General features: G+C 57.8%; 18 protein-coding genes. 13 read left to right on the top strand and 5 right to left on the bottom strand.

Features of this window, described 5'->3' with window-relative positions; all coding sequences use genetic code 11:
* Nucleotides 1-67 precede the first annotated feature (67 nt).
* From hisS to FHC52_RS10375, 7 genes are all read left to right on the top strand, one after another.
* Nucleotides 68-1,342 carry a histidine--tRNA ligase gene (gene hisS, locus FHC52_RS10405; protein WP_126289491.1) on the top strand — a complete coding sequence of 425 codons (1,275 nt, stop codon included), beginning with the start codon at nucleotides 68-70 and terminating at the stop codon, nucleotides 1,340-1,342.
* A 13-nt stretch (nucleotides 1,343-1,355) separates the two neighbouring features.
* Nucleotides 1,356-1,976 carry a YfgM family protein gene (locus FHC52_RS10400; protein WP_008502136.1) on the top strand — a complete coding sequence of 207 codons (621 nt, stop codon included), beginning with the start codon at nucleotides 1,356-1,358 and terminating at the stop codon, nucleotides 1,974-1,976.
* A 10-nt stretch (nucleotides 1,977-1,986) separates the two neighbouring features.
* Nucleotides 1,987-3,165, top strand: coding sequence for an outer membrane protein assembly factor BamB (gene bamB / locus FHC52_RS10395; protein WP_126289493.1), 1,179 nt, complete (start codon nucleotides 1,987-1,989; stop codon nucleotides 3,163-3,165).
* 112 nt (nucleotides 3,166-3,277) lie between these two features.
* Nucleotides 3,278-4,753: a ribosome biogenesis GTPase Der gene (gene der, locus FHC52_RS10390; protein WP_008502134.1), complete on the top strand. Its 1,476-nt coding sequence runs from the start codon at nucleotides 3,278-3,280 to the stop codon at nucleotides 4,751-4,753.
* Between the two features lie 300 nt (nucleotides 4,754-5,053).
* Nucleotides 5,054-6,598 carry a peptide MFS transporter gene (locus FHC52_RS10385; protein WP_021241851.1) on the top strand — a complete coding sequence of 515 codons (1,545 nt, stop codon included), beginning with the start codon at nucleotides 5,054-5,056 and terminating at the stop codon, nucleotides 6,596-6,598.
* Nucleotides 6,599-6,655: 57 nt separating this feature from the next.
* On the top strand, nucleotides 6,656-7,690 hold the full coding sequence (locus tag FHC52_RS10380; RefSeq protein ID WP_126289303.1) for an oxidoreductase: 1,035 nt from the start codon (nucleotides 6,656-6,658) through the stop codon (nucleotides 7,688-7,690).
* 50 nt (nucleotides 7,691-7,740) lie between these two features.
* A complete protein-coding gene (locus FHC52_RS10375) occupies nucleotides 7,741-7,962 on the top strand; it encodes a zinc ribbon domain-containing protein (RefSeq protein WP_023294288.1) in 222 nt (73 codons plus the stop codon).
* On the opposite strand, the gene FHC52_RS10370 is transcribed toward FHC52_RS10375, so the two are convergent.
* The 3 genes from FHC52_RS10370 to xseA are packed head-to-tail and all read right to left on the bottom strand — an operon-like array spanning nucleotide 7,959 to nucleotide 10,761.
* Nucleotides 7,959-8,309, bottom strand: coding sequence for a protealysin inhibitor emfourin (locus tag FHC52_RS10370; protein ID WP_021241848.1), 351 nt, complete (start codon nucleotides 8,307-8,309; stop codon nucleotides 7,959-7,961). The two genes, FHC52_RS10375 and FHC52_RS10370, sit on opposite strands and share 4 nt — an antisense overlap.
* Entirely contained in the window at nucleotides 8,310-9,329 is a 1,020-nt protein-coding gene (locus tag FHC52_RS10365) for a M4 family metallopeptidase (RefSeq protein ID WP_025912812.1), read from the bottom strand.
* Between the two features lie 58 nt (nucleotides 9,330-9,387).
* Entirely contained in the window at nucleotides 9,388-10,761 is a 1,374-nt protein-coding gene (xseA, locus tag FHC52_RS10360) for an exodeoxyribonuclease VII large subunit (RefSeq protein WP_023344675.1), read from the bottom strand.
* 158 nt (nucleotides 10,762-10,919) lie between these two features.
* Here xseA and guaB point away from each other — a divergent pair, with 158 nt between their 5' ends.
* Complete coding sequence (gene guaB, locus FHC52_RS10355; protein ID WP_008502128.1) at nucleotides 10,920-12,386, top strand: IMP dehydrogenase; 1,467 nt, start codon at nucleotides 10,920-10,922, stop codon at nucleotides 12,384-12,386.
* 67 nt (nucleotides 12,387-12,453) lie between these two features.
* Nucleotides 12,454-14,031, top strand: coding sequence for a glutamine-hydrolyzing GMP synthase (guaA, locus tag FHC52_RS10350; protein WP_025912810.1), 1,578 nt, complete (start codon nucleotides 12,454-12,456; stop codon nucleotides 14,029-14,031).
* 77 nt (nucleotides 14,032-14,108) lie between these two features.
* On the opposite strand, the gene FHC52_RS22930 is transcribed toward guaA, so the two are convergent.
* Together FHC52_RS22930 and FHC52_RS10340 are read right to left on the bottom strand one after the other, a co-directional pair.
* Entirely contained in the window at nucleotides 14,109-15,107 is a 999-nt protein-coding gene (locus FHC52_RS22930) for a DUF3883 domain-containing protein (RefSeq protein WP_220420064.1), read from the bottom strand.
* A 58-nt stretch (nucleotides 15,108-15,165) separates the two neighbouring features.
* The gene (locus FHC52_RS10340) at nucleotides 15,166-15,996 is read right to left on the bottom strand and encodes a MurR/RpiR family transcriptional regulator (protein WP_008502123.1); all 831 of its coding nucleotides are present in this window, start codon (nucleotides 15,994-15,996) and stop codon (nucleotides 15,166-15,168) included.
* A 291-nt stretch (nucleotides 15,997-16,287) separates the two neighbouring features.
* Between FHC52_RS10340 and FHC52_RS10335 the strand changes: the two genes are divergently transcribed.
* From FHC52_RS10335 to FHC52_RS10320, 4 genes are all read left to right on the top strand, one after another.
* Nucleotides 16,288-17,793 (top strand): CoA-acylating methylmalonate-semialdehyde dehydrogenase, encoded by a 1,506-nt coding sequence (locus FHC52_RS10335; RefSeq protein WP_220420063.1) that lies wholly within the window; start codon nucleotides 16,288-16,290, stop codon nucleotides 17,791-17,793.
* A gap of 11 nt (nucleotides 17,794-17,804) precedes the next feature.
* Complete coding sequence (gene iolD, locus FHC52_RS10330) at nucleotides 17,805-19,730, top strand: 3D-(3,5/4)-trihydroxycyclohexane-1,2-dione acylhydrolase (decyclizing) (RefSeq protein ID WP_126289297.1); 1,926 nt, start codon at nucleotides 17,805-17,807, stop codon at nucleotides 19,728-19,730.
* A gap of 303 nt (nucleotides 19,731-20,033) precedes the next feature.
* The gene (gene iolG, locus FHC52_RS10325) at nucleotides 20,034-21,020 is read left to right on the top strand and encodes an inositol 2-dehydrogenase (protein WP_126289295.1); all 987 of its coding nucleotides are present in this window, start codon (nucleotides 20,034-20,036) and stop codon (nucleotides 21,018-21,020) included.
* A 31-nt stretch (nucleotides 21,021-21,051) separates the two neighbouring features.
* A complete protein-coding gene (locus tag FHC52_RS10320) occupies nucleotides 21,052-21,981 on the top strand; it encodes a sugar ABC transporter substrate-binding protein (protein WP_008502118.1) in 930 nt (309 codons plus the stop codon).
* The last annotated feature ends 40 nt before the right edge of the window (nucleotides 21,982-22,021 follow it).

Raw genomic sequence — 22,021 nt, 5'->3', positions numbered from 1 at the left:
CCGTGAGCTTCCCATGTATGATTGAACCCATTCTTTGGGTTTTTTTGTATATAGAAAGAGAATAAACGTGGCAAAAAACATTCAAGCCATCCGCGGCATGAACGATTATCTGCCTGGCGAAACCGCCATCTGGCAGCGCATTGAAGGCACGCTGAAGCAGGTGCTCGGCAGCTACGGTTACAGCGAAATTCGTTTGCCGATTGTAGAGCAGACCCCGTTATTCAAACGCGCGATCGGTGAAGTGACCGACGTGGTTGAAAAAGAGATGTACACCTTTGAGGACCGCAACGGCGACAGCCTGACCCTGCGTCCGGAAGGGACGGCGGGCTGCGTACGCGCCGGCATCGAACATGGTCTTCTGTACAATCAGGAGCAGCGTCTGTGGTATATCGGCCCAATGTTCCGCCACGAACGTCCTCAGAAAGGGCGTTATCGCCAGTTTAATCAGTTGGGTGTGGAAGTCTTTGGCCTGCAGGGCCCGGACATCGACGCTGAACTGATTATGCTGACCGCCCGCTGGTGGCGTGCGCTCGGTATCGCCGATCACGTTTCCCTCGAGCTGAACTCTATCGGTTCTCTGGAAGCGCGTGCGAACTACCGCGATGCGCTGGTGGCGTTCCTGGAACAGCATAAAGAGAAGCTGGACGAAGACTGCAAACGTCGCATGTACAGCAACCCGCTGCGCGTTCTGGATTCCAAAAACGCCGATGTTCAGGCACTGCTGAACGATGCGCCTGCGCTGGGTGATTACCTGGATGAAGAATCTCGCGAACACTTCGCGGGCCTGTGCAAGCTGCTTGAAGCGGCGGGCATCGCCTACACCGTAAACCAGCGTCTGGTGCGCGGTCTGGACTACTACAACCGTACCGTGTTTGAGTGGGTCACCAACAGCCTCGGCTCTCAGGGCACCGTGTGCGCGGGCGGCCGTTACGACGGTCTGGTTGAGCAACTTGGCGGTCGCGCTGCGCCTGCGGTTGGCTTCGCGATGGGTCTTGAGCGACTTGTTTTGCTGGTTCAGGCAGTTAATCCGGAATTTAAAGCAGATTCCGTTGTCGATATATACCTGGTGGCCTCAGGCGCGGAAACGCAGTCTGCGGCAATGCAGCTTGCCGAACGCGTGCGCGATGCGCTGCCGGGCGTTAAGCTGATGACCAACCATGGCGGCGGCAACTTCAAAAAACAGTTTGCTCGTGCCGATAAGTGGGGCGCAAGTATCGCACTGGTGCTGGGTGAGTCCGAAGTGGCTAACGGCGAAGTGGTGGTGAAAGACCTGCGCTCTGGTGAGCAGACAACAGTAACGCAGGACGGCGTTGCGGCGCACTTGCGCACTCTATTGGGCTAAGGAGAAGGACTGCGTGGAAATTTACGAGAACGAACACGATCAGGTCGACGCGATTAAACGCTTCTTTGCTGAAAACGGCAAAGCGCTGGTTGTTGGGGTTATTTTAGGTGTCGGTGCGCTGGTAGGCTGGCGTTACTGGAACAATCATCAGGCGGATTCCGCGCGCGGCGCGTCCCTGTCCTATGAAAATACCGTGAGCGCAATTCGTGCTGATCAGCCGCAAACGCTGACGGCGGCAGAAAAATTTGCGGCTGACAACAAAAACACCTACGGTGCACTGGCTGCGCTGGAAGTGGCTCAGCAGTACGTTGATAAGAACGAACTGGATAAAGCCGTTGCTCAGCTGTCTCAGGGCCTTGCTGCCGCCAGTGATGAAAATCTGAAAGCGGTGATCAATCTGCGCCTGGCACGTATTCAGGTTCAGCAGAAGAAAGCTGACGATGCGCTGAAAACGCTCGATACCATCAAAGGCGAAGGTTTTGCTGCCATCGTTGCCGATCTGCGCGGTGAAGCACTGCTGAGCAAAGGTGACAAAGCGGGCGCGCGTAAAGCGTGGCAAGCTGGCGTAGAGAGCAATGCCTCACCTGCGCTGAGCGAAATGATGCAGATGAAAATAAATAATTTGTCCGTCTGAGAGGGACCCGATGCAATTGCGTAAATTACTTCTGCCAGGACTGCTTTCTGTTACGTTATTGAGTGGTTGTTCACTGTTCAGTGGCGAAGAAGACGTTGTGAAAATGTCCCCACTGCCGACGGTTGAAAACCAGTTTACCCCATCCACCGCGTGGGATGTCTCCGTGGGCAATGGGATTGGTGATTTCTATTCCAACCTTCATCCTGCGTATGCAGACAGCGTTGTCTATGCGGCCGATCGCAAAGGTACCGTGAAAGCGGTGAACGCGGATGACGGAAAAGAAGTGTGGTCCGTTAACCTGGCGGAAAAAGACGGCTGGTTCTCCCGTAAGCCTGCACTGCTGTCTGGCGGCCTGACCGTTACCGGTGGCCACGTCTACGTGGGCAGCGAAAAAGCGCAGGTTTATGCCCTGAACAGCAGCGACGGTTCCATTGCCTGGCAAACGACCGTGGCGGGGGAATCCCTCTCTCGTCCGGTGGTGAGCGATGGCCTGGTGCTGATTCATACCAGCAACGGCCAGCTGCAGGCGCTGAACGAAGCGGACGGCCTGGTGAAATGGACCGTTAACCTGGATATGCCTGCGCTCTCTCTGCGTGGCGAATCTGCCCCGGCTACCGCATTTGGTGCTGCCATTGTCGGCGGCGACAACGGTCGCGTAAGCGCCGTGCTGATGCAGCAGGGCCAGATGATCTGGCAGCAGCGTATCTCTCAGGCCACTGGCTCAACGGAAATTGACCGTCTGAGCGACGTGGACACAACGCCGGTCATCGTTAACGGTGTGGTTTACGCGCTGGCCTACAACGGCAACCTGACCGCGCTGGATCTGCGCAGCGGCCAGATCATGTGGAAACGTGAGCTGGGCTCGGTGAATGATTTCATCGTTGAAGGTAACCGTATCTATATGGTTGACCAGAACGACCGTCTGCTGGCCCTGAGCACCGAAGGCGGCGTGACGCTGTGGACGCAAAGCGATCTGCTGCACCGTCTGCTGACTGCGCCAGCGCTGTACAACGGCAGCCTGGTTGTGGGCGACAGCGAAGGGTATATGCACTGGATCGATCCGGATAATGGCCGGTTTGTTGCACAGCAAAAAGTCGACAGCTCCGGTTTCCTGACCGACCCGGTCGTGGCAGACGGCAAACTGCTGATTCAGGCAAAAGACGGCACGCTGTACGCGATCACGCGTTAATTACCCGGCGGTTGTAGTATACTAAACGGCTCCTGTTCACTCAGGAGCCGTTTTGACATTTTTAAAAACGCCGCGAAAGCGACGTTATTTTGAATTTTATGAGGCTTCAAACATGGTACCTGTGGTCGCGCTTGTCGGGCGCCCTAACGTTGGAAAATCCACTCTTTTTAACCGTTTAACACGCACCCGTGATGCGCTGGTTGCGGATTTCCCGGGGCTGACGCGTGACCGTAAGTACGGTCGTGCAGAGGTGGAAGGACGCGAGTTCATCTGTATTGATACCGGTGGTATTGACGGCACAGAAGACGGCGTGGAAACCCGCATGGCGGAACAGTCGCTGCTGGCGATTGAAGAAGCGGACGTGGTGCTGTTCATGGTGGACGCGCGCGCTGGCCTGATGCCGGCGGACTCCGCTATCGCTAAACACCTGCGTTCACGCGAAAAGCCAACCTTCCTGGTGGCGAACAAAACCGACGGCATCGATGCCGATCAGGCCATCGCAGATTTCTGGTCACTGGGTCTGGGTGAGATCTACCCTATCGCGGCATCGCATGGCCGTGGCGTCACCAGCCTGCTGGAAACCGTTCTGCTGCCGTGGGTTGACGAAGTGAACCCGCCGGAAGAGGTGGACGAAGACGCGGAATACTGGGCGCAGTTTGAAGACGGCGAAGCGGGCGAAGAAGAAGAGCCTGAAGACGACTTCAACCCGCAGGATCTGCCGATCAAGCTGGCCATCGTAGGTCGTCCAAACGTAGGTAAGTCTACACTTACTAACCGTATTCTGGGTGAAGAGCGCGTGGTCGTTTACGATATGCCGGGCACCACCCGCGACAGTATCTACATCCCGATGCAGCGCGATGAGCGTGAGTATGTCCTCATCGACACCGCCGGGGTGCGTAAGCGCGGGAAAATCACCGATGTGGTGGAAAAATTCTCCGTTATCAAAACCCTGCAGGCGATTGAAGATGCCAACGTTGTGCTGCTGGTTATCGACGCACGCGAAGGGATCTCCGATCAGGACCTCTCTCTGCTCGGCTTTATCCTCAATAGTGGGCGCTCACTGGTTATCGTGGTCAACAAATGGGATGGCCTGAGCAATGAAGTGCGTGAGCAGGTGAAAGAGACCCTCGACTTCCGTCTGGGCTTTATCGACTTTGCTCGCGTACACTTCATCTCTGCGCTGCACGGCAGCGGCGTGGGTAACCTGTTCGAATCCGTGCGCGAAGCGTACGACAGCTCCACCCGTCGTCAGAGCACCGCCATGCTGACCCGTATCATGAATATGGCTGCGGAAGACCATCAGCCGCCGCTGGTGCGCGGCCGTCGCGTGAAGCTGAAATACGCCCACGCCGGTGGTTATAACCCACCAATCGTGGTGATTCACGGCAACCAGGTGAAAGACCTGCCGGATTCCTACAAGCGCTACCTGATGAACTACTTCCGTAAATCGCTGGACGTGATGGGCACGCCTATCCGTATCCAGTTCAAGGAAGGGGAAAACCCGTTCGCCAACAAGCGCAACACCCTGACGCCAAACCAGATGCGCAAGCGTAAGCGTCTGATTAAGCACATTAAGAAAAGCAAATAAGCTTTGCTGAACGCACGAAAGCCCGCGACTATCGCGGGCTTTTTTTTGCCCATTCATACCGCCGGTTTTCTCTGTGTGAAGTCAATCACTATTCACTTTTAACCAAGTTTAAATCTAAGAAAGTAGACAATCGTCGAATTTTCATCTTAAAGTCCAGGGTCCGGTACTAGACAAAACTAGCGCCTGGTTATCAAATGGTTAACCAACTTTTCGCCGCATGTAAAAAATCGGCCAGATACGTAACTGGCCGGCGTACCTGCTGGTGTTTACAAGCACGACGACATACCTTTCGGGAGAATTATGCAATCCTCTGTTAATCAAAAAGAAAGCCGAACGTTCTTCGGCCATCCGTATCCGCTTGGTTCCCTGTTCTTCACCGAGATGTGGGAGCGTTTCTCGTTTTACGGCATTCGTCCGTTACTGATCCTGTTTATGGCTGCCACCGTCTATGACGGCGGGATGGGCCTGGCGCGTGAAAACGCCTCGGCGATTGTCGGTATCTTTGCCGGTACCATGTACCTGGCCGCGCTGCCGGGCGGCTGGCTGGCGGATAACTGGCTCGGCCAGCAGAGAGCCGTCTGGTACGGTTCGATCCTGATTGCGCTCGGTCACCTGTCGATTGCGCTCTCGGCCATCATGGGCAATAACCTGTTCTTTATCGGCCTGATGTTCATCGTGCTCGGCTCCGGGTTGTTTAAGACCTGTATCTCGGTAATGGTCGGTACCCTGTATAAAAAAGGCGACGCGCGCCGTGACGGCGGTTTCTCGCTGTTCTATATGGGTATCAACATGGGCTCGTTCATCGCGCCGCTGATTTCCGGCTGGCTGATTAAAACCCACGGCTGGCACTGGGGCTTTGGCATTGGCGGTATCGGGATGCTGGTGGCGCTGATTATCTTCCGCGTGTTTGCCGTTCCGGCAATGAAACGCTATGACGGCGAAGTCGGCCTCGACTCCACCTGGAACAGCCCGGTGGTGAAGCGTAACGGCGTGGGCGCCTGGCTGCTGGCGCTGGCGGCAGGCGTGGCAACGATCGTGACGCTGATTACGCAGGGTGTGATTGTGATTAACCCGGTCGCGGTAGCCAGCGTGCTGGTCTACGTGATTGCGGCATCCGTTGCCCTCTACTTTATTTATCTGTTTGTTTTTGCAGGATTGAACCGTAAAGAGCGCGCCAGACTGCTGGTCTGCTTTATTCTGCTGATCTCCGCGGCGTTCTTCTGGTCCGCGTTCGAGCAGAAGCCAACCTCGTTCAACCTGTTTGCCAACGACTACACTAACCGCATGATCGGCGATTTCGAAATCCCGGCGGTGTGGTTCCAGTCAATCAACGCCCTGTTCATCATCCTGCTGGCACCGGTGTTCAGCTGGGCGTGGCCGAAGCTGGCGAGCATGAACATTCGTCCGAGCAGCATCACCAAGTTTGTTATCGGTATCCTGTGTGCCGCAGCGGGCTTTGGCCTGATGATGCTGGCGGCACAGAACGTGCTGAGCAGCGGTGGGGCGGGCGTATCGCCGTTCTGGCTGGTGGGCAGTATCCTGATGCTGACGCTCGGCGAGCTGTGTCTCAGCCCGATTGGCCTGGCGACCATGACGCTGCTGGCGCCGGAGAGAATGCGCGGCCAGATGATGGGACTGTGGTTCTGTGCGAGCGCGCTGGGTAACCTGGCGGCGGGTCTGATTGGCGGCCACGTGAAGGCCGACCAGCTGGATATGCTGCCGGATCTCTTTGCGCGCTGCTCCGTCGCGCTGCTGATTTGTGCCGCGGTACTGATCGTCCTCATTGTTCCGGTACGTCGCATGCTGGAAAATGCGCAGACTAAACCGGCTGCTAACGCCTCATAAACCTCGGGCTTGCCGGGGCGGCGTTATGCCCCGGCATCGATTCCCTGAGGTGAAACTATGCAGTTAGGATTTGTCGGTCTTGGTGCGGTCGTGGAAACCGCGTATCTGCCCGCGTTACGTCGCCTTTTTGGTCACACGGTTCATTGTTTTGGATTTGATGTTCTCCCCACCAGGCAGCCTGAAGGCGTCACGCGCTGCGCTTCGCTTACGGAACTTCTCGGCGTACCGCTTGATACTCTCTTTATTACCACCGCATCGCTGCACCACCTCGAGGTGCTGGAACAGGCCATAGCCTCGGCCGTTCCGCGGATTGTGATTGAAAAACCAATCGTCGCCACGCTTCCCCAAATCGAAAAGCTCAACGCGCTGCTGGCAAACCCCGACGCTGCTTCCCGCGTGCTGGCGCTCGATCACTGGATGGCGCGCATCGAAACGGTAAAGCGGTCGCTGGTTGGCAGCGTCTCTGACATCGTTAAAATCGACGGCTTTTTGCAGGAGCCGAGCGGAGTTAACGCCGCAGGGGAACCCATCGCGCTTAACTTTGCCACCGGCGAGCCGGACGCGCGTACGCTTCGCCACCCGGACGGCGTGATTCTGGATATCGGTACGCACGTGCTGGCGATGCTGCGCGAAACGGTGCGTTATCTGGGCGGAAGTGATGATATGACCCTGCAGGTCGTCACGGCTAAAGACCGCCTGGGCCGCGCTATCGCAAAAGGCGACCTGTCCACGGCGGAGGGCGAGGCGCATCTTCAGGGCCGCATCAGCGGCGTGCCGGTGGATATCTGGCTGAACAAATACGCGGGACCCGCGGGCGGGCAAAAAGGATTACGGCTCTGTTTGCGCGACGGGCGCATCATTAGCTACGACCGGCGCGGCGCGGAGGATGTGCTTGAGCTGAGTGAGGGTAAGGATATTCAGCGCTGGCATATTCCCGGGACACTCTACGAGCACTGTCTTGCCGGGCACATTCTGGGCACCAACAGTCTTTTTGAACGGGATCCGCACGAGATGAGCCGCACGACGCGTCGCCGAATCGAGGAAGTTGAGCTGCTGCTGACCTTGCAGCAACAGCTGCGTGGCCCGCACTGAACGCGACGTGGTAAAATGATCGCAGACCAGAATGCTTTTAAGGAGTCACCATGACGATTACCTGCCCGGATTGCCAGGCACCGCTTGAGCCCCTGAACGGGGTGGCACACTGCGAGAGCTGTAATAAAGATATTGCGCTTGAAGCCCGCTGCCCGGAGTGCCATCAGCCACTCCAGGTCTTAAAAGCCTGCGGGGCAGTGGATTATTTCTGCCAGAACGGCCACGGCCTTATCTCCAAAAAACGCGTGGAGTTTGTTCGGGCCGAAGGTTAATCGCACACACAGCCTTCGCCTTTCTTCCACAGCTCGACCAGCGACTCGGGCGCTTCCTGCTCCGGCACCAGCACGATGATATCGGCGTAGTGCGCCTGATTTTGCCCGGTCCAGATAATCTGGATGCGGAAATAGCGCTGGTCGCCGCTGCCGGGTGACGAGGCCTGTCCCGGCGGCTGACCGCGCGGAAAGGCCTGCTCCAGGATGCTGACCAGGCGCTGGCGCTGGGCCTCATTGAGCGAGGAGAGCGCGATGGTGCGCTGGCCGCTCAGCTTGGGAATATAAGCGACGCCGCCTTCCCGGGCCAGCTCAACCACGGCGTCATCCGTCAGTTCCGGAACCTGCATTTACAACACTCCCACCTGTTCCCAGGCTTGTTTTATGGCCGCCCCAACGTCACCGCCGGAGCGTTTTTCTCCGTGTGCTACCGTCAGTTTTGCGAAGGCCTCAAAATCCGCATCCTGCGCCAGATTGCGATCGCAAACCGTGTCGTACCAGGCATAACCCGCTTTTTCCCAGGCATAGCCGCCAATCGCCGTCGCGGCCAGATAAAATGCCCGGTTGGGGATGCCGGAGTTCAAGTGCACGCCGCCGTTATCCTCACGCGTTTTGATGAAATCCTTCATGTGTGCAGGCTGCGGGTCTTTGCCGAGCAGCGGATCGTTGTAGGCGGTGCCCGGTTCAGACATCGAGCGCAGCCCTTTGCCGTTGATGCCTTTTGCCAGCAGCCCTTCACCAATCAGCCAGTCTGCTTTATCGGCGGTTTGCTTCAGATGGTACTGTTTCACCAGCGAGCCAAACACGTCCGACAGCGACTCGTTCAGCGCGCCGGACTGCTCAAAGTAGATAAGCCCGGCTTCGGTCTCGGTCACGCCGTGGCTCAGCTCATGCGCCACGACGTCTATGGCGATGGTAAAGCGGTTAAATATTTCCCCGTCGCCGTCGCCAAATACCATCTGCTGACCGTTCCAGAAGGCGTTCTGATATTCCCGACCGTAGTGAACGGTGCCGGTTAAAATAAGCCCTTTGTTATCGAGCGAATCGCGCTGATATTCCTTCCAGAAGAAATCATGGGTAATACCCAAATACTCGTACGCTTCGTCTACCGCCACATCGCCGTTCGACGGCTGACCTTCATAACGCACCTGCGTGCCAGGTAGCTCCTGGGTCTGCTTCGCGTCGTAGATATCCCGCTCCAGCTGTCCAGCTTTATTCACGTGCGGCGCGGCGGGTTTGCCCGGCATATGGGCCATCAGCGTCTGGACGTGGGTTAAGGTCTGGCGGGCACAGCGCTGCTGCGGTTCGGAACCGCTTTCGATAATACGACGAAGAATATACGGGGGAATAACGCTATGAAGATGGGGCATGCTGCTCTCCTTATTAAAAAAGGGAATAGCAGCAGTATAGTAAGTAACCGGCGAAGAATTATCCGGTTTTACGCTGACGCGTCTTTTTCACCGGTTTAATTGATTTCACTTCGCTTTCTACCCAGCCGTCTGACAGACGCGTCGTCAGCACATCGCCGGTATTCACCTGTTTAGTTTGCTTCAGCACCTTGCCGTCCGTTGCCGTCGTCACGCTATAGCCGCGCGCCAGCGTGGAGAGGGGGCTGACCGCTTCAAGGTGGGTCACCGCATTGCCAAAGCGTTCCCGGGTCGTGCTCAGTCGCGCGCGGAGAGTTTCCGCCAGACGGTACTCAAGCTGCTGAATCCGCGTTTGCGCACGATAAATTTTCGGCTGCGGATTCTGCTGGTTCAGACGCTGCGTCACGCGCTGCTGGCGCGACACCGCGCGCTTGATCTGCATGTCCACCGCCACGTTCATGCGCTGGCGCAGGCGCTCCAGCACGGTCTGCTGACGCGCCAGGCGCAGCTGCGGGTGCTGCTGCTGTAGACGGTGATGAAGCTGGGTAAAGCGCCGGGTCCGGTTGGCGAGGTAGTAGTCCATCGCCATCTCCAGACGCTGCTGGCCGCTTTGGATCTGACGCAGCAGCTCCAGCTGGTTGCGGCTGACCACTTCCGCCGCCGCGGACGGCGTCGGCGCGCGGAGATCCGCGACAAAATCGGCGATCGTCACGTCCGTTTCGTGGCCGACGGCGCTCACCACGGGGATAAGGCTGGCAAAGATTGCCCGCGCCACGCGCTCGTCGTTAAAGCTCCACAAGTCTTCCAGCGAGCCGCCGCCGCGTCCGACGATTAAGACGTCGCACTCCTGACGCGCGTTCGCCAGCGCTATGGCGCGCACAATCTGCCCCGGCGCATCGTCACCCTGCACGGCGGTCGGGTAGATAATGACGGGCAGGGAAGGGTCGCGACGCTTCAGAACGTGCAAAATATCGTGCAGTGCCGCACCGGTTTTCGAGGTGATGACCCCCACGCAGTGGGCAGGCGAGGGCAGCGGCTTTTTGAACTGCTGGTCGAAAAGTCCCTCTTCCGAGAGCTTAGCCTTTAACTGTTCGTACTTCTGCTGCAGCAGACCTTCGCCCGCAGGCTGCATGCTCTCGACGATAATCTGATAATCACCGCGCGGCTCATAGAGGGTGATATTGGCGCGCACCAGAACCTGCTGGCCGTGCTGTGGACGGAACGTCACGCGGCGGTTGCTGTTGCGGAACATCGCACAGCGCACCTGGGCGGTATCGTCTTTTAGCGTAAAGTACCAGTGGCCGGAGGAGGGCTGCGTGAAGTTAGAGATCTCACCGCTGATCCAGACCTGCCCCATTTCCTGCTCAAGCAGCAAACGCACCGTCTGATTCAGGCGGCTGACGGTATAAATTGAGGGGGATTGAGAGGATAACATGTGAGCGGGATCAAATTCTAAATCAGCAAGTTATTCAGTCGATAGTAACCTGCTGAGAGGCAATCGCAAGCTTTTTTATAAAAAAGTGTAGATGCAATCGGTTACGCTCTGTATAATGCCACGGCAATATTTAACCACCCAGGTCAGAGATATTGCCCATGCTACGTATCGCTAAAGAAGCACTGACGTTTGACGACGTCCTCCTCGTTCCCGCTCACTCCACTGTTCTGCCGAATACTGCCGATCTCAGCACCCAGTTGACGAAAACCATTCGCCTGAACATTCCTATGCTCTCTGCGGCAATGGACACCGTGACTGAAGCGCGCCTGGCTATTGCCCTGGCACAGGAAGGTGGCATTGGCTTTATTCACAAAAACATGTCTATCGAACGTCAGGCGGAAGAAGTTCGCCGCGTGAAGAAACATGAATCCGGCATCGTGTCCGACCCACAGACCGTTCTGCCAACCACCACCCTGCACGAAGTGAAAGCCCTGACCGAGCGTAACGGCTTCGCCGGTTACCCGGTGGTGACCGAAGAGAACGAGCTGGTCGGTATTATTACCGGTCGTGATGTGCGTTTCGTGACTGATCTGAACCAGCCTGTCAGCGTGTACATGACGCCAAAAGAGCGTCTGGTCACCGTTCGCGAAGGTGAAACCCGCGACGTAGTGCTGGCAAAAATGCACGAAAAACGCGTTGAAAAAGCGCTGGTTGTTGACAGCAACTTCCACCTGCGCGGCATGATCACCGTTAAAGATTTCCAGAAAGCAGAACGTAAACCGAACGCCTGTAAAGACGAGCATGGCCGTCTGCGTGTTGGTGCTGCGGTTGGCGCAGGTGCCGGTAACGAAGAGCGCGTTGACGCGCTGGTTGCTGCGGGCGTTGACGTCCTTCTGATTGACTCCTCTCACGGCCACTCCGAAGGCGTTCTGCAGCGTATTCGCGACACCCGTGCCAAATACCCTGATCTGCAGATCATCGGCGGTAACGTGGCAACGGGCGCAGGCGCTCGCGCGCTGGCTGACGCTGGCTGCAGCGCGGTGAAAGTGGGTATCGGTCCTGGCTCTATCTGTACCACGCGCATCGTGACCGGCGTGGGTGTTCCGCAGATCACCGCGGTGTCTGACGCGGTTGAAGCGCTGGAAGGCACCGGTATTCCGGTCATCGCTGACGGCGGTATCCGCTTCTCTGGCGACATCGCGAAAGCGATCGCTGCGGGCGCAGCGGCGGTGATGGTGGGCTCTATGCTGGCCGGTACCGAAGAATCCCCGGGTGAAATCGAACTCTACCAGGGCCGTTCTTACAAATCCTACCGCGGCATGGGCTCCCTGGGCGCGATGTCCAAAGGTTCCTCTGATCGTTACTTCCAGACCGACAATGCTGCTGACAAACTGGTGCCGGAAGGTATCGAAGGTCGCGTTGCCTATAAAGGCCGTCTGAAAGAGATCATCCACCAGCAGATGGGCGGCCTGCGCTCCTGTATGGGTCTGACCGGCTGTGGTACCATTGACCTGCTGCGTACTAAAGCGGAATTCGTACGCATCAGCGGTGCGGGTATCCAGGAGAGCCACGTTCACGACGTGACGATCACCAAAGAGTCCCCGAACTACCGTCTGGGCTCCTGATTAATTTCCGCGCCCGGCTTCTGCCGGGCGCTCTGTTTTTGTTTCACTTGCCTCGGAATTAGCGTCAATGACGGAAAACATTCATAAACATCGCATTCTCATCCTGGACTTTGGTTCTCAGTACACTCAGCTGGTGGCGCGTCGCGTGCGTGAACTGGGCGTTTACTGTGAACTGTGGGCGTGGGATGTCACGGAAGCACAGATTCGCGAATTCAATCCAAGCGGCATCATCCTGTCCGGCGGCCCGGAAAGCACCACCGAAGAAAACAGCCCGCGCGCGCCGCAGTACGTATTCGAAGCTGGCGTGCCGGTATTCGGCGTTTGCTACGGTATGCAGACCATGGCAATGCAGCTGGGCGGCCACGTAGAAGGCTCCAGCGAGCGCGAGTTCGGCTATGCGCAGGTTGAAGTGGTTAACGACAGCGCGCTGGTGCGCGGTATCGAAGACTCCCTGACCGCAGACGGCAAACCGCTGCTGGACGTGTGGATGAGCCACGGCGACAAAGTTACCGCCATCCCGTCTGACTTCGTGACCGTTGCCAGCACCGAAAGCTGCCCGTTTGCCATCATGGCGAACGAAGAAAAACGCTTCTACGGCGTGCAGTTCCACCCGGAAGTGACCCACACCCGTCAGGGTATGCGCATGCTGGAGCGCTTCGTGCGCGACATCTGCCAGTGTGAAGCCCTGTGGACCCCGGCAAAAATCATCGACGACGCCGTTGAGCGTATCCGTCAGCAGGTTGGCGATGACAAAGTGATCCTCGGCCTCTCCGGCGGCGTGGACTCGTCCGTGACCGCGATGCTGCTGCACCGCGCCATCGGCAAAAACCTGACCTGCGTCTTCGTGGACAACGGTCTGCTGCGTCTCAACGAAGCCAAGCAGGTTATGGACATGTTCGGCGACCACTTCGGTCTGAACATCGTTCACGTGGAAGGCGAGCAGCGCTTCCTGGACGCGCTGAAAGGCGAGAACGATCCGGAAGCGAAACGTAAGATCATCGGCCGCGTGTTCGTTGAAGTGTTCGACGAAGAAGCGCTGAAGCTGGACGACGTGAAGTGGCTGGCGCAGGGTACCATCTACCCGGACGTGATCGAGTCTGCGGCCTCCGCAACCGGTAAAGCACACGTCATCAAATCTCACCACAACGTGGGCGGCCTGCCGAAAGAGATGAAGATGGGCCTGGTTGAACCGCTGCGCGAGCTGTTCAAAGACGAAGTGCGTAAGATCGGTCTGGAACTGGGTCTGCCGTACGACATGCTCTACCGCCACCCGTTCCCGGGTCCGGGTCTGGGCGTGCGCGTGCTGGGCGAAGTGAAGAAAGAGTACTGCGACCTGCTGCGTCGTGCGGACGCGATCTTCATCGAAGAGCTGCACAAAGCTGATCTGTACAACAAGGTAAGCCAGGCGTTCACCGTGTTCCTGCCGGTTCGCTCCGTCGGCGTGATGGGCGATGGCCGTAAGTACGACTGGGTTGTTTCCCTGCGTGCGGTGGAAACCATCGACTTCATGACCGCGCACTGGGCGCACCTGCCGTATGACTTCCTGGGCCGCGTGTCTAACCGCATTATCAACGAAGTGAACGGCATTTCCCGCGTGGTGTATGACATCAGCGGTAAGCCACCGGCTACGATTGAGTGGGAATAAACGCGGTTAAAATTTTTTAACGTTCTAAAAAACCCTCTGTTTCTTAGAGGGTTTTTTGTGTCTAAAGAATAGTTTCATTATTCCTTTACTGTGGGAAGAAATCTTCCAATATAAACATAAGGTTCAAGCTCAAATACGCGTTTCAGGTCGCGGGCAGTATATTCAATTAAGTTCGGCGATTCAGAAAGGGCAGAAGTCACCATTGCCAGACGCCATTTTGAATTAGATTGCATTCCCTTCAAATGTTCATTCCGTGTAAGGAAAAATTGCGGGGTTGAGCTTGATGTGCCTTTAACTTCAATATGTCTCTCCTCTTCACCTTTCGTGAATGAGAAATCATAGCCGCAGGGCAGATGCGTCATACGTTTGCAGGTAAAACCTTTTTTCTCGTAATGTGTAATGACGATATCTTCGGCGCGCTTTTCGACACGTTTCCTATGTTCTGGAGTACCGAATCCCGTTAAGGGATCGATTGTATTAAGTTCAGGGTCGGGAGAGTTAATATCGTTTGGATTAAGGATGGCAAAGGGAGAGATTTTTTCCATCCGTTGATTCAGCAAGTTAAGTACGCGTATCTTATTGTCGTTGATTTCCACCCCAGGTCCTTCGAGAAAGGAATATTTCCCTTGTTTTATGGAGGGATCGGAGAACGGAGCGTTTCGTTTGTCGGGAGGAATAAAATAGGCTTTCTGGGCTGAAATACAGTATGACCTGTCACTATAAGATACGTTAATATCCCCCACTTTTTTTATCTCATTGTCAGGCGGAACAAGCCATTTTCCGTGCAACGTTGCATCTTCATACCATCCAACAATGTGGATCCCGGCGCGTCGAGGATTTTTCGCAAGACAAATAACTGTCCATCCGTGCGGGTCTTCGTTTAAAGGGGCATAATGTTTTGCTTGTGGCGGAACATAACAATAATAAGTGCCATCAGGTGCAGGTTCAAAGTTGAACGCCTCGTGACCCCGTCGCTCGTCTTTTTTATTTTCATTTAGCCAACCAAAATTACCATTAACCGGTCCACCCCGATAATATTCTGACCAGCCGAATTTCACCCATAAAATTTTTTTCACATTTTATCCCTGATAGATCCAACCGTTTATGATTAGGGAAAGCATTAAGACCGATTCCTTATTTCCCTTCTCCCAACCGATACGCCAGCGCCACCACCAGCGACTGCACCAGGCACAGCGTCGCCGACTGAGACCGAAACGCATCCACCTGCGCCTCTTTCACCACAAAGCAGAGATCGCTGAACGTCGCCAGCGGGCTGATCTGGCTGTCCGTAATCACAATCTGCCGCGCGCCAACGCTGGCGGCGGTTTCGCTGACCATCACCGTCTCTTCCGCGTACGGCGAGAAGCTGATCGACACCACAATGTCGCGCGCCTTAATGCGGCTGATCTGCTCGCGCAGCATCCCGCCCATGCCGTCAAGCAGGATAGGGCGGCACTCCAGATGGCTCAGGGCATAGGTAAGGTATGCGGCGACGCTAAAGGATCGACGCAGTCCGGCGATGTAGATGGTGTCGGCGTCGGCCAGCAGCTGTACCGCGCGCTCCAGCATCTCCGGCTCGGCGCGGGCGGCCAGCTGCTGCAGCGCCTGCGCGTTTGAACGGGCAAACTCCTGCAGGATATCGAGCGGCGTTTCCGGCACGGCCTCGCTCTCCATCTCGCGGAACAGTCGGGCGCGGTCGCTGTAGCTGGCGGTCTCCTCCACCAGGTTCATGCGAAACAGCTGTTTCATTTCGTTGAAGCCGGTGAAGTCAAAGGCGTTGGCAAAGCGGATCAGCGTCGAGGGCGGCACGTCGGCGCGCTCGGCAATAACGGCAACCGTATCAAACGCCACGCTGTTGGTATTGTCCAGCACGTAGCGGGAGACCTGCTGCAGCCTCTTGCTCAGGCTATCGTAGCGATCGCGGATTTGCTGCTGCAGTTCGTTCAGGCTGGTTGCTGTCGTCATGTTATCCCCCAAATACAGTCATATGATTCTAAACGCAAAACCGCGTCTTTTAAATGTCGGCCATCCATCTGGCAGCAAAAATGAAACAGAAGATTCAGTCATTTCCTCGCCCGAGAACCCTTAATAGCGCACGCGGCGTCAGTGGTGCTGGCTGTTAACATAAAAATCCATCCTTGATCACAATAATCATCATTTATTTTATTTCAACTTAAAATGGAATATTTGTTTCATATATAGTGTTCAGTACACAGTGTTCAGGTCAAGTCACGTATCAACAGCGAGAGGTTAAGGATGGAGACGGTAGCGAATTTTATTCACGGCGAATGTGTCACCGGTTCAGGCCAGCGCGTTCAGGCGATCTTCAACCCGGCCAGCGGCGAGCAGATCCGCCAGGTGGTGATGAGTACGGCACAGGAAACGGAGCAGGCGATTGCCGCCGCGCAGCAGGCGTTTCCGGCGTGGGCGCGTCATGCTCCGCTTAAGCGCGCGCGCGTCATGTTCCGCTTCAAGGCGCTGCTGGAAGAGAACATGGATCGCCTGGCCCGCCTCATCAGCGAAGAGCACGGCAAGGTTTTCTCCGACGCGGTGGGCGAACTGACCCGCGGCCTGGAAGTGGTGGAGTTTGCCTGCGGCATTCCGCATCTGCAAAAGGGCGAACACTCGGCCAACGTCGGGACCGGCGTTGACAGCCACTCGCTGATGCAGCCGCTCGGCGTCTGCGCCGGGATCACGCCGTTTAACTTCCCGGCGATGGTGCCGATGTGGATGTTCCCGATTGCGCTGGCGACCGGGAATACCTTCGTGCTGAAGCCGTCGGAAAAAGACCCTTCGCTCGCGCTCGCGCTGGCGCAGCTGCTGAAAGAGGCCGGCTTGCCGGACGGCGTCTTCAACGTGGTGCAGGGCGATAAAGAGTCCGTTGACGTGCTCCTGACCGACCCGCGCGTGCAGGCGGTGAGCTTTGTCGGCTCCACGCCGATTGCCGAATACATTTACCAGACCGCGTCCGCCCACGGTAAGCGCTGCCAGGCGCTGGGCGGTGCGAAAAACCACTGCATTTTAATGCCGGATGCCGACATGGAGATGGCGACCAACGCCATCATGGGCGCGGCCTACGGCGCGGCGGGCGAGCGCTGCATGGCGCTCTCGGTGGTGCTGGCGGTGGGCGATAAAACCGCCGATGACCTCTGCGCCCGGCTGGAAAAACAGATTGCCGCGCTGCGCGTCGGGCCGGGGCTGGACCAGACGCCGGAAAACGAAATGGGGCCGCTCATCTCCTCCGCGCACCGCAGCAAGGTGCTGGGCTACATTGACAGCGGGGAAGCGCAGGGGGCGACGCTTCGCGTGGACGGTCGCGGCTTCAGCGTGAAGGGCCACGAGCAGGGCTACTTCGTCGGGCCGACGCTGTTCGATAACGTCACCCCGGAGATGACCATCTATAAAGAAGAGATTTTTGGTCCGGTGCTTTCTGTGGTGCGCGTAGCAGATTACGCCAGCGCGGTGGACCTGATTAACCGCCATGAATATGGTAATGGCTCGGCAATCTTCACCCGCGACGGCGGCTGCGCGCGTCGCTTCTGCGAAGAGGTGCAGGCGGGCATGGTGGGGGTCAACGTGCCGATCCCGGTGCCGATGGCATTCCACAGCTTCGGCGGCTGGAAGCGTTCCATCTTCGGCGCGCTCAACGTCCACGGCAATGACGGCGTGCGCTTCTACACCCGAATGAAAACCATCACCGCGCGCTGGCCGGAAATGCAGCAGGAGACAGGCGCTGCGTTCTCCATGCCGACGCTGGGCTGACAGGAGATTTTATGCAAACCGAACGTATGACCATGGCCCAGGCGCTGGTCCGGTTCCTGAATCAACAGTACGTCAGCGTTGACGGCAACGAAACGCCCTTCGTGGAGGGTGTGGCGACGATCTTTGGGCACGGCAACGTGCTGGGTATCGGCCAGGCGCTGGAGCAGGATCCGGGCCATCTGCAGGTGATGCAGGGCTGCAACGAGCAGGGCATTGCCCATATGGCGACGGGATTCGCCAAACAGCACCGCCGTCAGCGCATCTTTGCCGTCACCTCCTCCGTCGGGCCGGGTGCCGCCAATATGGTTACGGCGGCGGCAACCGCCACGGCGAACCGCATCCCGCTGCTGCTGCTTCCGGGCGATATCTACGCCAGCCGCCAGCCGGACCCGGTGCTGCAGCAGATTGAGCAGTATCACGACCTCAGCATTAGCACCAACGACTGCTTCCGTCCGGTCTCCCGCTACTGGGACCGCATTAACCGCCCGGAGCAACTCATGAGCGCGATGCTCAGCGCGATGCGAACGCTTACTGACCCGGCAGATACCGGTGCGGTGACGATTTGCCTCCCGCAGGACGTGCAGGGGGAAGCGTGGGATTACCCGCTGAGCTTCTTCGCGCGTCGCGTGCACCACATCGAGCGTCGTCCGCCCGATCCGCAGCGTCTGGCGCAGGCGCGGGCGCTGATCGCCCGCAAGCATCGCCCGCTGGTGGTGTGCGGCGGCGGCGTACGCTATTCCGGCGCGCATGAGGCGTTTCGCGAATTTGTCGAGACGCTGCAGCTGCCGTTTGCCGAAACCCAGGCCGGAAAGGGGGCGCTGGTAAGTGACCACCCACTTAACCTCGGTGGCGTAGGGGTGACGGGCGGAATGGCGGCCAACCAGCTCGCGCCGCAGGCTGATTTAGTGATTGGCGTAGGGACACGTCTTACCGACTTTACCACCGGCTCCAAGGCCCTCTTTTCCCATCCGGACGTGGAATTCCTGCTGCTGAACGTGGCCGAGTTTGACGCCCTGAAGCTGGACGCCAAGGCGCTGATTGCCGACGCTCAAACCGGGCTCGAGGCATTGACCCACGCGCTTGGTGGTTACCGCAGCGGCTGGGGAGAGGCGATCGCTGAGGCGAAATCCGCCTGGCGCGACGAGTGCCGTCGCCTGTGGGATCGCCAGTGGCGTCCTGACGACGCGCCCGAAGTGGCGGGGCACCTGGACGCGCAGCTGGCGGAATACGGCGAGGCGCTCAATACCCGCCTGACCCAGACGCGGGTGCTGGGGCTCATCAACCAGCATGTGGAAGATAACGCCATCGTGGTGGGCGCGGCCGGTTCGCTGCCGGGGGATTTACAGCGCCTCTGGCAGGTCAAAACGCCGGACAGCTATCACCTGGAGTACGGCTACTCCTGCATGGGCTACGAGATTGCGGCAGCCATTGGCGCGAAGCTCGCCCGACCCGAGCAGCCGGTATACGCCATGGTGGGGGATGGCTCCTACATGATGCTCCACTCCGAGCTGCAAACCGCCGTTCAGGAGGGCATTAAGGTCACCGTTCTGCTGTTTGATAACGCCAGCTTTGGCTGCATCAACAACCTGCAGATGGGGCACGGCATGGGCAGCTTTGGCACGGAAAACCGCCATCGCAACCCGGAAACCGGACGGCTTGACGGGCCGCTGGTGAAGGTCGATTTTGCGCAAAATGCGGAAAGCTACGGCTGCCGCGCGTGGCGGGTAAACGATGAGCAAAGCCTGCTGGCGGCGCTGGAGGCGGCCCGCGCCCATCCTGGCCCGACGCTGCTGGACATCAAGGTGCTGCCGAAGACCATGACCCACGACTACGCCTCCTGGTGGCGAACCGGTGATGCGCAGGTGGCAGAGTCGTCTGCCGTGCGTGAGGCCGCGGAGCAAACGCAGTCGCAGGTGAAAAAAGCCCGTCAGTATTGAGTTTTCCCGAAGTAACGAAATTTTCATTTCATTTTTGTTTTCCCTCATCCTAACCCTCTCCCTCAGGGAGAGGGGACGGCTCGGTGTGGTTTTTTACTCCCTCTCCCTGAGGGAGAGGGCCGGGGTGAGGGGAGTTGCCGCACGTTCACCTGTGTTGTGAGATTGATAACAAAATTTATCTCATTCATCTCAAAAGTGTTAACCCGCACTCAAAAACATAATTTTCACTATTTATAAAAATGAAATAAATGTTTTATTTAAAGGGTCGTTAGTTCACAGCATTCACCAACACCGGGAGCCGTTATGTTTAACATTGCTTTACTGGGCGCTGGCCGAATTGGCCAGGTACATGCAGCTAACATCGCCAGCCACGGCGCGACCACGCTCTGGTCCGTGGTTGACCCGAATCAGGAATTTGCCACCCGCCTCGCCACGCAGTATCAGACCCGCCAGCAGAGTCTGGATGAAGCGATGACCGACCCTAACGTTCACGCCGTGCTGATCGCCTCCGCGACCGATACCCACGCGGATCTGATTGAAATGGCCGCCCGCCACGGCAAGGCCATCTTCTGCGAAAAGCCGGTACACCTCGACCTCGCCCGCGTGCGCGACTGCCTGAAGGTGGTCAAAGAGTACGACGTGCCGCTGTTCATCGGCTTTAACCGCCGCTTTGACCCGCAGTTCCGCCGCGTGAAAACCGACGCGCAGGCCGGGCGCATCGGCAAGCCGGAATCGCTGCTCATCATCTCCCGCGATCCGTCTCCGCCGCCCGCGGAGTACGTGCGCGTCTCCGGCGGCATGTTCCGCGATATGACCATTCATGACTTTGACATGGCGCGCTTCATCATGGGCGAAGAGCCGGTGTCGGTGTATGCCCAGGGCAGCAACCTGGTGGATCCGGCGATTGGCGAGGCAGGCGACATCGATACCGCGTTTATCGTCCTGAAATACGCTTCCGGCGCGATGGCGACCATCGTCAACAGCCGCCGCTCCTCTTACGGCTACGACCAGCGCCTGGAACTGCATGGCTCCGAAGGGCTGCTTTGCGCGGGCAATATTCTGGAAAACCAGGTGCAGCACTACGGCAAACAGGGCTGCACCAGCGCGCTGCCGGAACACTTCTTCCTGCAGCGCTACAAATCCGCTTACGCCGCGGAATGGGAACACTTTGTTGCGGTCCTGCGCGGCGAAGCGGTGCCTGACTGCAGCGGCGATGATGGTGAACGTGCGCTGTACCTTGCGGATAAAGCGCTGGAGTCACTGCGCAGCCAGCGCGAGATCGTCCTCTAAACACAACAACCCTACACAGAGAGACATAATAATGAAAAAACTGATCGTAGCCGCCCTCATCGCCATGACGTCCGGGGCCGCCCTCGCCGAAAACGAGCAAATTGTGTTCAGTACGCCAAACCTGGCCATGCCGTTTGAAGTTCACATGCAGCGCACGGCGGTAAAAGCCGCAAAAGAGATGGGCGTGAAGCTTCAGGTGCTGGACGGGCAGGGCAGTTCACCGAAGCAGGTGGCTGACCTGGAAAATGCCATCACCCGCGGGGCGCAGGGCTTTATCGTCTCCCCGAACGACGTGAACGCGGTCTCCAGCGCGGTGGATGAAATTCAGGATGCGAAGCTGCCGGTGGTCACCCTTGACCGCTCCGTCGACAGCCAGAAGAAGGTGCCGCACTTTGGCGCCAACAACTACAAGGGCGGCCAGGCGATTGGCGACTTCGTCAAAACCAAATTCCCCGACGGGGCGGAAATCATTCTGCTGACCGGCCAGCCGGGCTCCTCCTCCAACATCGAACGCACCAAAGGGATCCGCGACAGCCTGAAGGCGGGTGGCGATAAGTACAAGATCGTCGCCGATCAGACCGGCAACTGGATGCGTTCTGAAGGGATGCGCATCGTGGAAAGCGTGCTGCCCTCGCTGCCGAAACGTCCTCAGGTGATCCTCTCCGCCAACGACGACATGGCGCTGGGGGCGATCGAAGCCCTGCAGAGCCAGGGCGTGAAGCCGGGCGAAATTCTGGTCACCGGCTTTGACGCGGTGCCGGAAGCGCTGGCCCGCGTGCGCGACGGCTGGCTGGCGGTGACGGCGGATCAGCGTCCGGGCTTTGCGGTGCAGACGGCGATGAGCCAGCTGGTGGCCAACGTGCGCGAGAAGAAGGCCATCACCGGGGCCGACTACCCGCCGACGCTGATCACCAAAGAGAACCTGCAGCAGGCTGAGCGTATCGGTGAGGCCGGTAACTGATTTATCCGCAGCCGCCGCTGGCGCGGCGGCTCACTCTAAA

The organism is Enterobacter sp. EC_64 (assembly GCF_019584165.1).
GTDB lineage: Bacteria > Pseudomonadota > Gammaproteobacteria > Enterobacterales > Enterobacteriaceae > Enterobacter > Enterobacter roggenkampii.
The sequence above is the reverse complement of the archived record's forward strand: the minus strand, read 5'-3'. Positions and strand labels throughout refer to the sequence as shown.

Excerpts from the sequence above, each read along its gene's own strand:
- der (WP_008502134.1), top strand. The coding sequence starts at position 3,278 with ATGGTACCTGTGGTCGCGCTTGTCGGGCGCCCTAACGTTGGAAAATCC.
- FHC52_RS10385 (WP_021241851.1), top strand. The coding sequence starts at position 5,054 with ATGCAATCCTCTGTTAATCAAAAAGAAAGCCGAACGTTCTTCGGCCAT.
- FHC52_RS10370 (WP_021241848.1), bottom strand. The coding sequence starts at position 8,309 with ATGCAGGTTCCGGAACTGACGGATGACGCCGTGGTTGAGCTGGCCCGG.
- guaA (WP_025912810.1), top strand. The coding sequence starts at position 12,454 with ATGACGGAAAACATTCATAAACATCGCATTCTCATCCTGGACTTTGGT.
- xseA (WP_023344675.1), bottom strand. The coding sequence starts at position 10,761 with ATGTTATCCTCTCAATCCCCCTCAATTTATACCGTCAGCCGCCTGAAT.
- bamB (WP_126289493.1), top strand. The coding sequence starts at position 1,987 with ATGCAATTGCGTAAATTACTTCTGCCAGGACTGCTTTCTGTTACGTTA.
- FHC52_RS10380 (WP_126289303.1), top strand. The coding sequence starts at position 6,656 with ATGCAGTTAGGATTTGTCGGTCTTGGTGCGGTCGTGGAAACCGCGTAT.
- FHC52_RS10335 (WP_220420063.1), top strand. The coding sequence starts at position 16,288 with ATGGAGACGGTAGCGAATTTTATTCACGGCGAATGTGTCACCGGTTCA.
- FHC52_RS10375 (WP_023294288.1), top strand. The coding sequence starts at position 7,741 with ATGACGATTACCTGCCCGGATTGCCAGGCACCGCTTGAGCCCCTGAAC.
- iolD (WP_126289297.1), top strand. The coding sequence starts at position 17,805 with ATGCAAACCGAACGTATGACCATGGCCCAGGCGCTGGTCCGGTTCCTG.
- FHC52_RS10365 (WP_025912812.1), bottom strand. The coding sequence starts at position 9,329 with ATGCCCCATCTTCATAGCGTTATTCCCCCGTATATTCTTCGTCGTATT.
- guaB (WP_008502128.1), top strand. The coding sequence starts at position 10,920 with ATGCTACGTATCGCTAAAGAAGCACTGACGTTTGACGACGTCCTCCTC.
- iolG (WP_126289295.1), top strand. The coding sequence starts at position 20,034 with ATGTTTAACATTGCTTTACTGGGCGCTGGCCGAATTGGCCAGGTACAT.
- FHC52_RS10340 (WP_008502123.1), bottom strand. The coding sequence starts at position 15,996 with ATGACGACAGCAACCAGCCTGAACGAACTGCAGCAGCAAATCCGCGAT.
- FHC52_RS10320 (WP_008502118.1), top strand. The coding sequence starts at position 21,052 with ATGAAAAAACTGATCGTAGCCGCCCTCATCGCCATGACGTCCGGGGCC.